The 12303-nt window shown below is 68.7% G+C and carries 11 protein-coding genes; 8 read left to right on the top strand and 3 right to left on the bottom strand.

Features of this window, described 5'->3' with window-relative positions:
• The first annotated feature begins 416 nt into the window (after positions 1–416).
• From NM1_RS42770 to NM1_RS37415, 5 genes are all read left to right on the top strand, one after another.
• Positions 417–1391 (top strand): hypothetical protein, encoded by a 975-nt coding sequence (locus NM1_RS42770; protein ID WP_068031667.1) that lies wholly within the window; start codon positions 417–419, stop codon positions 1389–1391.
• Complete coding sequence (locus tag NM1_RS37430; RefSeq protein ID WP_068031664.1) at positions 1391–1987, top strand: TetR/AcrR family transcriptional regulator; 597 nt, start codon at positions 1391–1393, stop codon at positions 1985–1987. Before NM1_RS42770 ends, NM1_RS37430 begins: the two co-directional genes overlap by 1 nt.
• 95 nt (positions 1988–2082) lie before the next feature.
• A complete protein-coding gene (locus NM1_RS37425) occupies positions 2083–2952 on the top strand; it encodes an SAM-dependent methyltransferase (RefSeq protein ID WP_174556950.1) in 870 nt (289 codons plus the stop codon).
• 39 nt (positions 2953–2991) lie between these two features.
• Positions 2992–5046 (top strand): thioredoxin domain-containing protein, encoded by a 2055-nt coding sequence (locus NM1_RS37420; protein WP_084520417.1) that lies wholly within the window; start codon positions 2992–2994, stop codon positions 5044–5046.
• 100 nt (positions 5047–5146) lie between these two features.
• Positions 5147–5743 carry an LGFP repeat-containing protein gene (locus NM1_RS37415; protein ID WP_246010889.1) on the top strand — a complete coding sequence of 199 codons (597 nt, stop codon included), beginning with the start codon at positions 5147–5149 and terminating at the stop codon, positions 5741–5743.
• On the opposite strand, the gene NM1_RS37410 is transcribed toward NM1_RS37415, so the two are convergent.
• The gene (locus tag NM1_RS37410; protein WP_246010890.1) at positions 5740–7215 is read right to left on the bottom strand and encodes an adenylate/guanylate cyclase domain-containing protein; all 1476 of its coding nucleotides are present in this window, start codon (positions 7213–7215) and stop codon (positions 5740–5742) included. The two genes, NM1_RS37415 and NM1_RS37410, sit on opposite strands and share 4 nt — an antisense overlap.
• Positions 7216–7293: 78 nt before the next feature.
• A complete protein-coding gene (trhA, locus tag NM1_RS37405) occupies positions 7294–7917 on the bottom strand; it encodes a PAQR family membrane homeostasis protein TrhA (protein WP_068031686.1) in 624 nt (207 codons plus the stop codon).
• A 253-nt stretch (positions 7918–8170) separates the two neighbouring features.
• Between trhA and NM1_RS37400 the strand changes: the two genes are divergently transcribed.
• Positions 8171–8950 carry an isoprenyl transferase gene (locus NM1_RS37400; RefSeq protein WP_068031682.1) on the top strand — a complete coding sequence of 260 codons (780 nt, stop codon included), beginning with the start codon at positions 8171–8173 and terminating at the stop codon, positions 8948–8950.
• Positions 8951–9069: 119 nt separating this feature from the next.
• Positions 9070–9675, top strand: coding sequence for a hypothetical protein (locus NM1_RS37395; RefSeq protein WP_068031654.1), 606 nt, complete (start codon positions 9070–9072; stop codon positions 9673–9675).
• Positions 9676–9677: 2 nt separating this feature from the next.
• Here the strand turns inward: NM1_RS37395 and coaA are convergent, their stop codons facing one another.
• Positions 9678–10610, bottom strand: a complete 933-nt coding sequence (coaA, locus tag NM1_RS37390) for a type I pantothenate kinase (RefSeq protein WP_068031651.1) — start codon at positions 10608–10610, stop codon at positions 9678–9680.
• Between the two features lie 224 nt (positions 10611–10834).
• Here coaA and NM1_RS37385 point away from each other — a divergent pair, with 224 nt between their 5' ends.
• Positions 10835–12034 (top strand): DUF885 domain-containing protein, encoded by a 1200-nt coding sequence (locus NM1_RS37385; protein ID WP_068031647.1) that lies wholly within the window; start codon positions 10835–10837, stop codon positions 12032–12034.
• The last annotated feature ends 269 nt before the right edge of the window (positions 12035–12303 follow it).

Genomic DNA, 12303 nt, shown 5'->3' with positions numbered 1-12303 from the left:
GGCGCCGCCGACGACGCCGCCGACCGCCTCGCCGGGAACCGCCTGGGTCTGTCCGGCGGCGACCGGCTGCACGGGGGCGGGCGCGGGCGCCGCGGCCTGGGAAATGCCTGCGCCGGCGCCGATCATGGCGGCGGCAACGGCCACGGACACAGTGAATTTGCGAATCATGCTGCTACTCCCTCATCTTTCGGAACCGCACACGCGGCCCGCGACCAGGGTGACAGAGTCTCGCACTCCTCGCTGAATTGTCCGGGGGCTGATCGAGTTTCGTGCAGGGGCAGCACACCTCGGCCGGGCCGGCGACGCTGCGCGGCCATCCTCGCATAAAACGAACGCTCGTTCTTGACAGAATCTCTGGGTACTGTCACTGTTAGCCCCATAAAACGAGTGTTCATTCTGTTTGCTGGAAGGGTGTCATGACTGTCGTGCAGCGTGCGGTAGCGGTGGCAATCGCCGCCGTAGTTCTTCAAGGGGTAATGCTGATCGCGTTCGCCTGGCCCGCGTCCAACGTCGAGCCCCGGGATCTGCCGGTCGTGGTCGTCGGCCCGCAGGCCGACGGGGTCGTTGCCCAACTCTCGCGGCGTGCTCCCGGCGCCTTCGAGGTCACCGTCGTTGCCGACGCGGAGCGGGCTCGCGGACTGATAGCCGATCGAGAGGCGTATGGGGCGATTGTCACGGGGGCCGGTGAGAGGACGCAGGTGCTGGTCGCGTCGGCGGCGAGTCCGGCGGTGGCCCAGCAGTTGACGCGGATCGCCGGGCAGCTGTCCGGCGTCCCGGAGGTCGCCGTCGAGGATGTGGTGGCCGGTGACCCCGACGACCCGAACGGAGGGGGATTCGCAGCCATGGTGCTGCCGCTGGTGGTGCCGAGTCTGGCGGCGGGATATCTGCTGGCGCTGGCGGTTCCGTCGGTCGGCGCACGGATGGTCGGACTGGCTGTCTATGCCTTCGGCGCGGGATTGTCGAGTGCGGCGGTGGTCAGGGGGTGGCTTTCGCTGGTCCCGGGGTCCTACCTGGCGCTCGCCGCGGTGATCGGGCTGATCTCGGTGGCGGTGTCCGCCACCATCGTCGCGTGCGGTGCCGTCGCCGGGCGGATCGGCCTCGGGGTGGCCGGGTTGACCTTCCTGCTACTCGGCAACCCCCTCTCCGGTGCGTCGACCGGTCCGGAGATGCTTCCGCGACCGTGGGGTGGGGTCGGGCAGCTGCTCCCGCCGGGCGCGGGTGCGTCGCTGTTGCGTTCGGTCATGTTCTTCGACGGCGCGGGGGCCGGGGCGCTGTTCACGGTCCTGCTGGTCTGGGCGGCCACAGCGCTGACAATGCTGACGCTGCTGGCCCTGGCCGATACCACGCGCCACCCGCAGCAAGCGGAACATGCGTTCTCTAAGATCGGGTGATGCCACGTCTCACCGAGGAGTACCGAGCCGCTCGCCGCCAGCAGGTCGTGGATGCCGCCCGGCGATGCTTCACACGTACCGGGTTCCATGCGACGTCCATGCAGGACGTGTTCACCGAGTCCGGGTTGTCGGCGGGCGCCGTGTACGGCTACTTCGCCAGTAAAGAAGCCCTGGTCGCCGCGATCGTCGACGAGGTCGTCGCCGAGATCACGGCCGGATTCGACGAAGTGCTCGGCGCCGCCGAACTGCCGCCCATCACCGAGGTCCTGCAGCAACTGTTCACGGTCGTGGACAAGCAGGACGGCCGGCGCGAGTTCGCGGCCCTAGTGGTGCAGGTGTGGGCGGAGGCCGTGCGCAATCCCGTGCTCGGCGCGGTGCTCGCCGAGAAGTATCGCGACTTCCGTGAGGGTTTCACCCGGATAGTGCGGCGATACCAGCAGGAGGGTTTGCTCGATCCGGCGGCCAAACCGGGCGATGTCGCCCGCGTGCTCACCACATTCGGTCCGGCGTTCCTGTTCCAGCAGGCGCTGCTCGACGGAGTGGGGGCACGGGCATTCAGCAACGGCCTACGTCCGCTCCTGCAGCCGCCCGTTTGAGTCCCAGACTCAAAAAGAACAGATATTCTGTTTGTGTGGAAGGCTGGAGCTGTTGTCCACGCAAGAGGATCGATCGGTTCAGGGAGAGGTGCACGATGGGTACTACACAGGGCGGTTCGGATGCGGTGTCGCTGAACGGGATAGGGGAGACGTCGCTGGGTGTGGCGGCCCTGCGGGCGATGGAGAATCAGCGGGCGGATCGGTTGTTCGAGGATCCGTACGCGCAGCGCCTCTTGGATAGGGCGGGCGGGTGGACGATGACGACCCCGGTTACCCCGGCGAGTGGATTGAGCTTTATCGATCTGATGGCCGGTCAGGTGGCGATCCGTACCCGTTTTCTCGACGAGGTTCTCCTCGATGCCGCCGGCGACTCGTGCGGCCAGGTGGTGTTGCTCGCGTCCGGGATGGACGCGCGTCCGTACCGCTTGCCCTGGCCCGCCGGTACGCGCCTGTTCGAGGTCGATTTCGGTGAGGTCCTGACCTTCAAGCGCGACGCGCTCCGGGACAGTGGAGCCCAGGCGCACTGTGCGCATGTGCAGGTGGCCGCCGATCTGCGCGCGGATTGGCCGGAAACGTTGCGTCGAGCCGGATTCGACGCGAATGTGCCCACGATCTGGCTGGCGGAAGGCATTCTCTATGCCCTCCCGGCCGATGCCGCGGACGTGCTGCTCGCGCGCATGACGGAGCTGTCGGCCCCGGGGAGCGAGCTGGCCGCCGACCACGTCGAGGACTCGCCGCTGCTGCGTGCTGCTCGCGCGGCGATATCGGACGAACTGGTGCGGCTGTGGCGCGGCGGACCGGTGGACGATCTCGATACCTGGCTCGGCAGGCATGGCTGGAAACCCGCTGTGCGCGAGATCGCCACGCTCGCCCGCTCCTACCGGCGCCCGGTGCCGCCCGCGTTCGATCCGGACCTCGACGGGTCCGGTCGGGGCTGGTTGATCACCGCCCGACTCCAGGGCTGAGCCGAGCGGGCAGCCCGCCGGGTGTGGGACGCTGGCACGGTGAACCGATTGGCCGGTGCGACCTCGCCCTACCTCCGCCAGCATGCCGACAACCCGGTCGATTGGCGGGAGTGGGACGCCGATGTGCTGGCGGAGGCGGCCGAGCGGGACGTGCCGATCCTGCTGTCGGTGGGGTACGCGAGTTGCCACTGGTGTCACGTGATGGCGCACGAGTCGTTCGAGGATGAGGCGACCGCGGCCCTGATGAACGAGAACTTCGTGTGTGTGAAGGTGGATCGGGAGGAGCGGCCCGATCTGGATGCGGTCTATATGACGGCCACGGTTGCCATGACGGGGCAGGGTGGGTGGCCGATGACCTGCTTCCTGACGCCGGGCGGTGAACCCTTCTATTGCGGAACCTATTACCCGAAGGCGCCGCGCGGCGGTATGCCGTCGTTCACGCAGTTGCTGTCCGCGGTCACCGAGACCTGGCGCAACCGCCGGGACGAGGTGGACCAGGCCGCGGGGCAGGTGGCGCGGGCGCTGCGGGAGCAGGCCGACGGGCTGCCGGACAGTGAGCTGACCGTCGGGCCCGAGTTGTTGCACCACGCGGTCGCCGCCGTGCTGCGCGATGTCGACCAGCGCTTCGCGGGATTCGGTGGCGCCCCGAAGTTTCCGCCGTCCGCGCTGCTGGAGGGGCTGCTGCGGCACTACGAACGCACCGGTGACGAGCAGGCGCTGCAGGTGGTTTCGGCGACGGCCACGGCGATGGCCCGCGGCGGCATCTACGACCAGTTGCGCGGCGGTTTCGCGCGCTACTCGGTCGACGCCGCCTGGGTGGTACCGCATTTCGAGAAGATGCTCTACGACAATGCCCAGTTGTTGCGCGCGTACGCGCATCTGGCGCGCCGTGCGTCGAACAACCCTGAGCAGCAACAGCTTCCGTTGCGAGTAGCGCAGGAGACGGCGCGGTTCCTGATCGACGACCTGGGTACCGGCGAGGGCGCCTTCGCCTCCGGGCTGGACGCCGACACACACGTGGAACCGAGCGCCCCCGGCGTCGAGGGCGCCACCTACGTGTGGACCCCGGCGCAACTGGACGAGGTGCTCGGCGCGGACGACGGCGCCTGGGCCGCAGAGGTTTTCGGCATCACCGGCGAAGGCAACTTCGAGCACGGCACCTCGGTCCCGACCCGCTACACCGATCCGAAGGACACCGAACGCTTCGAGCAGGTCCGGGACCGGCTCCGGCAGGCGCGGGGCGAGCGTCCGCAGCCGGACCGCGACGACAAGGTGGTCACCGCCTGGAACGGCATGGCGGTCACCGCCCTGGCCGAGGCGGGCGTCGGACTGGCCCGCCCGGACTGGGTGGACGCGGCCGCGCGCTGTGCGCGATTCCTGTTGTCGGAGCACCTGATCGACGGCCGGCTGGTGCGCGCCTCGCTCGGCGGTGCGGCCGGGACGGCGGCGGGCGTGCTCGAGGATTACGCCTGGCTGGCCACGGGCCTGCTGAGCCTGCACCAGGCCACGGGCGACTCCGACTGGCTCGAGCTCGCCCAGCGCCTGATCGACACGGCCATCCAGCATTTCGCCGATCCGGCGGTGCCGGGCGGCTGGTTCGATACCGCCGACGATGCCGAGACCCTGGTGAGCCGCCCCCGCGACCCGCTGGACGGCGCCACCCCGTCCGGCGCCTCCGCCTTCGCCGAGACGCTGCTGACCGCGTCGGTACTCGCCGATGCCACCCGGACCGCCCGCTATCGCGAATTGGCCGAGCAGACGCTGCAGCGCGGCGCGATCGTGCTCGCCCGGGCTCCGCGCTCGGGCGGTCAGTGGCTGGCGGTGGCCGAGGCGGCGCTGCGGGGCCCGATCCAGGTCGCGATCGCGCTCCCGCCCGGCGCCGACCCCGAGACCGCGGAGCTGACAGTGACCGCGCGCCGCTGGGCGCCCGGGGGCGCCGCCGTCGTGGCGGGCGCACCCAACTCGATGCCGTTGCTGGCCGATCGCCAGACGGTGTCGGAGCGACCCGCCGCCTATGTGTGCCGCGGCGCGGTCTGCGACCTTCCGGTGGCCGATCCGACCGAGCTCGAGGCGGCGTTGGTCTCGGACCGGTAACGATCGGCGTCCTGCGGCCGATCTCGATAGCGTCCGGGGTCGCTGGTGACCGTCCGGTAGCAACTTCCAGGCAAATAGAACTCAGGCGCAGGGAGCACTCGTGACACTGCTACGTCGAAGAAAACATTCCGCCCGCACGTCCGGCTACGGCGCACTGGCCGTCGCCGCGGCCGCCGCGGTGCTGACCACCACCGTGGGTGTCGCCGAGGCGCGCCCGATCGGGAGTTTCGACGTGGGCGGGGCCATCGAGGCCGAGTACGACCGGGCGGGCGGCTTCAACACCTTCGGCAATCCGGTCGGCCCCGAGGCGGACGTGAGCCAGGGCGGCAAGTTCCAGCCCTTCGAGCGCAACATCTCCATCTACTGGTCCGTCGGCACCGACGCGCATGCCGTGGGCGGCTTCATCCGCGACAAGTGGGGCGCGCTGGGCTGGGAGAACGGCGCGCTCGGCTTCCCGGTCACCGACGAGCAGAAGGCGGGCCGCGACGGACAGGGCCGCTACAACCTGTTCAACGGCGGCGTCGTGTACTGGTCGCAGAAGACCGGCGCCCACGCGGTGTGGGGTTCCATCCGCGACACCTGGACCAGCGAGGTCGCCGAGAAGGGCCGCTACGGCTACCCGACCAGCGACGAGTACGACTACCAGGGCGGCAAGGCTCAGGACTTCCAGGGCGGCAAGATCGTCTGGAAGCCCTAGGGGACGACGTCGGTCCAGCAGGCGGTGGGGTCGGCCCGCCCGCGCAGCTGGATGGTCTCGTAGAGCACCCACTTGGTGCGCTCGTCGCCCGTCGCGGCGTCGATTACCGCCTGGCTCACCAGGATTCGCCGGTCCACGTGCTTGGCCTCCGTGGTGAGCCGGGCGGCCTCGTTGACGGCGTCGCCGATCACGGTGAACTCCAGCCGGGTGTCGGTGCCGACGTCCCCGGCGAACACCATCCCGCGCGCGACCCCGATCCCGATGTCCAGCTCACCGGCCGCGGTCACCTCGTCGCGGATGCGCCGCGCCGCGCGCAGAGCCGGAGTGGCGTTGTCGCGCAGCGCGATCGGCGCGCCGAAGACGCACAGCGCCGCATCGCCCTCGAACTTGTTGACCAGCCCGCCGTTGTCCTCGGTGGCCGACACCACGATCTTCAGCAGCCGGTTCAGTTTGGCCACGAACTCGCTGGGCTCCAGCCCGGTGGACAGCTGCACCGAGCCGACGACGTCGACGAACAGCGCGGTCACCGGCCGGATGTCGCCGGTGAGGTCGAGCCCGGAGGCGAGGGCGCGCTCGGCGACCTCGTTGCCGACGTGGCGGCCGAACACCGCGCGCATCCGCTCGCGCTCGGACAGGTTCACGGCCAGCTCGTTCACCGAATGCTCCAGCCGGCCGATCTCGCTGGCGCTGCCGACCGGCACCCGGACATCCAGCTCGCCGCGGGCGATGCGGTCCAGCGCACGGCGCAGCGTCCGCATCGGCGCCGCGACCGCGCGGGCCAGCGTGGCCGTGGTCAGCGCGCCCACGGTCAGGCCGACGACCGACATGTAGACGGCGGTGCGGATCCGGTCCTCGGCGGTCGCTACCGGATCGGCGAGCACTGTGATCAACATGAGCAGCGGCATGGCCCCGGCCACCGCCCACGACACGACCAGCCGGTTCAGTACGGTCGAACTCCAGTGCATGGTGCCGCCGAGCACGGTCGACGCGAGTGGAATCGCCGGCCGGATCAGCCGATCGACCACGAGGAAGGTGAATCCGGCCGATTCGAACGCGCCCAGGGTGAACATCGCGCCGATGACCGCGATGGATCGGGACGGGATCACGTGGGCGAAGAACGCGGTCGCGATGATCACGCCGGGCAGCCAGATGGCCAGGGCGCGCAGTGTGATCGCGATCGGCAGCTTCAGCAGCCGCCGCGCCTCCGCCGTACCGGGCTTACGTCCCTGATCCAGCCAGCCGAAATAGTGGAAGCGATCTCGCACGGCGAGCACGATGCCGACCGCCGCCCCGATGGCAGGGTAGATCGCGGCCTGCGCCAGCGCCGTCTCCCAGTCCGGCCCGAGCCGACCGAGGAATCCGCTGAGCCACAGCTCGCAGACGATGACCCCCAGACCGCCGAGATTGCAGGCCATCACGACGAGGGACAGCCCCCAGCGCGCCCGCAGCGCCCACAGAATCAGCCGGTTCATCATGGCGGAGCATAGAACCCGGGCAGTGGGCGGTGTCGCGTTCCGGTCGATCTTGTCGGCTGCGTCACCCCCGGCGGGTCAACCCAGGACGACCAGCCAGATCGCGATGTAGTGGCACAGCGCCGCGAGAACCGTTGCGGCATGGAAGAACTCGTGGTGGCCGAAGGTGTCGGGCCACGGGTCGGGCCAGTGCGTCGCGTACAGGATCGCGCCTCCGCTGTAGGCGAGCCCGCCGACCAGCAGCAGGACCATCGGCGTGACGCCGACATTGTGCGTGAGCGTCGCCGCGACGGGCACGATCGCCCACCCCAGCACCAGATACAGCGGCACGCCGACCCAGCGCGGCGCCGTCGGCCACAGCAGTTTCAGCGCGACCCCCGCCACCGCGCCCGCCCACACCACGGCCAGCAATGTGATTCCCGTGCGACCCGGCAGCCCGAGCAGCGCGAACGGCGTGTAGCTGCCCGCGATGAACAGGAAGATCATCGAGTGATCGGCGCGCTTCATGTGGATGCGCGCCTGCTCGGTGCGCCAGGTCACCCGGTGGTAGACGGCGCTGACCCCGAATACTCCGCAGACGGTCAGGCCGTAAACCAGCGTCGACCACGCCGCGGTCGCCGAGACGGTGGACGTCGTCGCCACCAGCGCGATCACAGCAATCGCCGCGATCCCGACCGCGTAGGTGTGGATCCACCCCCGCATCCGCGGCTTGAGCGGTAGCTCCCGCAGCTCCTCGAGGGCCGCCCCGAGCGCTGTCTCGGCCGGTCGCACCGTATCCGACACTACTTACCTCCTCAGTAACCTACGGTACCGTAGGTTGGCGTCCATGCCACTGTACCCGCGGGGGAAGCGGTCGCCGGATGCTATGAGACGTGACAGTCGATGATCAGCTGAATGGTGCGCAACATGTATGGCCGCGAATCGGGATCCGCGGACGGGCGTAGGGTGGCTGTTCGTGAAGCTTGCTAGTCGGGTGCGTGGTCTCCCGTATCGCATCTACGAGGCGCGGCTGTCGAAACAGCTGGCGGGCAAACAACATCCACGCCATGTCGCGGTCGTGTGCGACGGCAATCGCCGCTGGGCGCGGGAGAACGGATTCACCGATGTCAGCCACGGGCATCGGGTCGGTGCGCTGAAGATCGCCGAGCTGGTCGGCTGGTGCCAGGGCGAGGGCATCGAGATGGTGACGGTCTACCTGCTGTCCACCGAGAACCTGAGCCGCGGCAGCGACGAGTTGGAGACCCTGTTCGAGGTGATCCCCGACATCGTGGAGGAGCTGTCGGCCCCGGAGAAGGACTGGGGCGTGCGCATCGTCGGCACCCTCGACAAGCTGCCGGGGGAGGTGGCGCGGCGAGTGCAGAAGGCGGCCGACGAGACGCAGGGCCGGCGCGGCGTGCACGTCAATGTCGCCATCGGTTACGGCGGGCGCCAGGAGATCGCCGACGCCGCGCGCAAGCTGGTGCGCCAGGAGATGGCGGCGGGGGAGACCGGCGAGGATCTGGTCCAGTCGATCACCGTCAACGCCATCGGCCAGCATCTGTACACCTCGGGCCAGCCGGATCCGGACCTGGTCATCCGCACCTCCGGCGAGCAGCGGCTGTCGGGATTCCTGCTGTGGCAGAGCGCGTACTCGGAGATCTGGTTCACCGAGGCGTACTGGCCGGAATTCCGGCGGGTGGACTTCCTGCGCGCGCTGCGCGATTACGCCGCCCGGCACCGCCGGTACGGGGCGTAGCCCGGCCGGTTCCCGTCGGCGCTACGGCTTGGTGAGCGAACATAACGACCCGGTCCAGGCTGTGTTGCATTGCATGATCGTGCGCTTGCGGCCCGGATTGCTCGCGTACCGTCGCCAGCATGAGTGACAGCGGGGCCGGGCAGCGTGGCGCGGTGGCGGCGGCGGAGGAGCCGACGACCTACGTCAGCTATGAGGAGTTCGGGCGGCGGTTTCTGGAGTACGCCGCGTCGGAGCACCGCATCTCCGGTGCCTTCGCGCAGTTGACCGGCGCCGCATTCGATTTCGGCCCGATCGGGGTGGGGCCCGGGCGCCTGGCCAAGGTGTCGGCGCAGGTCCAGCTGGGGGAGCCGAGGTTACTGCGCGACGTGGGTGACCACATCAACTTCGAACTCGCCATCCCACTCGCCGTCGACCTGCTGCTGGACCTGGCCGTGGACCGGCACCGGTTCGAGGTCGACGGTAATGTCCATCTCCATCTGACCGTGCGCACCGCCGCGCCGCTGCGGGTGATCATCGATATCGCCGAGCCGCGCTCCGGCGACGTACGGATCAATGTCGCCACCGCGACCAAACGCGGTCAGCTGCTGCGCATTCTGGCCAGCGTGGACCACGAGATCCGCCGTTTCGTGGCGCGATACATCGCCAAGGAGATCCGCAAGCCCCATATCGCCGCCGTCCGCGATATAGACGTAGCCGCCCGTCTGGACGCGGCCTGGAGAATCTGAGATTACAGTTTTCGGAGCCGAATTCGGTTGATGGTGTGGTCGGAGTCCTTGCGCAGCACCAGGGTTGCGCGCGGGCGGGTGGGGAGGATGTTCTCCACCAGATTGGGCCGGTTGGTGGCGTTCCAGATCTCCTGGGCGGCGATCGTGGCTTCCTTGTCGGTGAACCGGGAGTAATGGTGGAAGTGTGATTTCGGATCCGCGAAGGCCGTCTTGCGCAGCGACAGAAAACGGTTCACATACCAGTTTTCGATGTCCTCGATGCGCGCGTCGACGTAGATGGAGAAATCGAACAGATCCGACACCATCAGCCGCGGGCCGGTCTGCAGCACGTTGAGGCCCTCCACGATGAGAATGTCGGGCTGGCGCACGCAGTGGAACTCGCCGGGCATGATGTCGTAGAGAATGTGCGAATACATCGGCGCGCACACCTCGGAGGCGCCGGATTTCACCTCGGTGACGAATCGCAGCAATTTGCGGCGATCGTAGCTTTCCGGGAAACCCTTGCGATGCATGATGCCGCGCTGGGTGAGTTCGGCCGTGGGATACAGGAATCCGTCCGTGGTGACCAGATCCACCCGGGGATGGTGATCCCAGCGCGCGAGCAGTGCCTGCAGCACGCGGGCGGTCGTGGATTTGCCCACCGCGACGCTGCCCGCGATGCCGATCACGAACGGCACCTGACGATCGGGATGGGTTTCGCCGAGGAAGGTCGCGGTGGCGGCGAACAGCCGCTGGCGCGCCGCGACCTGCAGGTGGATCAGACGCGCGAGGGGCAGATAGACCTCGGCGACCTCCTCGAGGTCGATCTGCTCACCGAGTCCGCGCAGACCGATCAGTTCTTCCTCGGTGAGCACCAGGGGAGTCGACTTCCGCAGCGTGCGCCACTGTTTCCGGTCGAATTCCACATAGGGACTCGGCTCGCTCATCCGCGCCACTTACCCACGCCCTCGAATCGGTAAACACGATGCCCCGGATGAGTTCTCACAGGTGCCGTACCCGGCGCGGTGAGAACCGGTCCACTGTCCTCGCATAGCCGAATTGTCCTCTGGGTCAACAGTCTGTCGCACGCGGGGTGTTATTACTCGCCGGTAACTACGAGTGATGTTTCTCTCGCGGATGTCGCGCCCGCCGCAATGCGCAGCGGATAAGGTCGATGGTCATGCAGGCGCATCCGCTCGTGACCGAATACCTGCGGCTGGGGCTGGCATTCGACCGCCTCGAGTCCGGCTTCGTCGACGCGTACACCGGTGATCCGGCGCTGCGCCGGGCCGTGGACGACGGCCCCGCGCCGGAGCCGCGTGAGTTGGCCACGCGCGCAGCGGCATTGCGCAAAGAACTGCCCGAGGCGGGTCTGACGGCCGAGCGCACCGAATTCCTGGACGTCCATCTGCGGGCCCTGGAATGTTCCGGCCGCAAGTTCGCCGGTGCGCAGATCTCGTTCGTCGAGGAGGTGCACGCCTACTTCGACGTCGAGATCGGTCCCGGTGACGTGGAGGATTACCGCGAGGCGCATCGGCAGATGGACGAGGTGCTTCCCGGCGACGGCCCGCTGGCGGATCGGGTGGCGGCGCACCGCAGGGCGGACGAGATTCCCCCGGAGCGGTTGCGCGAATGCGTCCAGGCCTTTTCCGGGGCGCTGCGCGAGTTGGTGCGGGCGCGGTATCCGCTGCCCGACCACGAGACCGTCGAATACGAGGTGGTCGGCGACAAGCCGTGGTCCGGCTTCAACTACTACCTGGGGAACTACCGGTCGCGGGTGGCGATCAACTCCGACCTCAAACAGCATATGGCGCACCTGCCCGCGCTGATCGCGCACGAGGCGTATCCGGGCCACCACACCGAGCACTGCCGCAAGGAGGCGGGGCTGGTCGCGGCCGGACAGGACGAGCAGACGCTGTTCCTGGTGAACACCCCGCAGTGCCTGATGGCGGAGGGGCTCGCCGATCTGGCGCTGAAGTCGATTGTGGGGCCGGGCTGGGGGAGGTGGGCGCAGGAGGTCTACGCCGATCTCGGTCTGCGCTTCGACGGCGAACGCGCGGAACGGCTTTCGGCCGCGTCGGCGAAACTGCTGGGGGTCCGCCAGGACGCGGCGCTGCTGCTGCACGACCGCCGCCGCGATGCCGACGAGGTCGCCGAATTCCTGCAGCGCTGGGGTCTGGCGACGCCCGAGCGGGCGCGGCAGTCGCTGCGCTTCCTGTCCTCGTCGCTGTGGCGGGCCTACATCAGCACCTACGTCGAGGGCTATCGCCTGCTCGGCGGCTGGCTGGACCGGGCCGCCGACGCCGACGACCGGGCCGATCGGTTCCGGCGGTTGCTGGATGAACCGCTCACGCCCGGCGCCGTCCGCCGCATGCCCTAGCCCGCGATTACACGGGGACCGGGCAGCCCAGGACCCCGCAGAAGATGGCGGCGAGGAACAGAATCAGCTGGTTGAACAGGTTGGGTGCGGGGGCCGAGTTCATGGGCGACACCTCGAAAGATCAACTGGTGCAATACAATCCGTGCGACGTGCGAGTGCCGTCCACCATACCGCCGAACCGTCCGGCACGACGGGCTTCCGCCCGCAACGGATGATCCACGATGGTCTGCCGCCCGTGTCGGGAGCACCGTTCGAGCGTGTCGCACCCG

The organism is Nocardia mexicana NBRC 108244 (assembly GCF_001613165.1).
In the GTDB taxonomy this organism is placed as follows: Bacteria; Actinomycetota; Actinomycetes; order Mycobacteriales; family Mycobacteriaceae; genus Nocardia; species Nocardia mexicana.
Note: the sequence above shows the minus strand (reverse complement) of the source record. Positions and strands in the feature narration are given on the sequence as shown.

Coding starts and splice junctions, on each gene's coding strand:
- NM1_RS37430 (WP_068031664.1), top strand. CDS start 1,391: ATGCCACGTCTCACCGAGGAGTACCGAGCCGCTCGCCGCCAGCAGGTC.
- NM1_RS37385 (WP_068031647.1), top strand. CDS start 10,835: ATGCAGGCGCATCCGCTCGTGACCGAATACCTGCGGCTGGGGCTGGCA.
- trhA (WP_068031686.1), bottom strand. CDS start 7,917: ATGCGGGGGTGGATCCACACCTACGCGGTCGGGATCGCGGCGATTGCT.
- NM1_RS37395 (WP_068031654.1), top strand. CDS start 9,070: ATGAGTGACAGCGGGGCCGGGCAGCGTGGCGCGGTGGCGGCGGCGGAG.
- NM1_RS42770 (WP_068031667.1), top strand. CDS start 417: ATGACTGTCGTGCAGCGTGCGGTAGCGGTGGCAATCGCCGCCGTAGTT.
- NM1_RS37410 (WP_246010890.1), bottom strand. CDS start 7,215: ATGAACCGGCTGATTCTGTGGGCGCTGCGGGCGCGCTGGGGGCTGTCC.
- NM1_RS37425 (WP_174556950.1), top strand. CDS start 2,083: ATGGGTACTACACAGGGCGGTTCGGATGCGGTGTCGCTGAACGGGATA.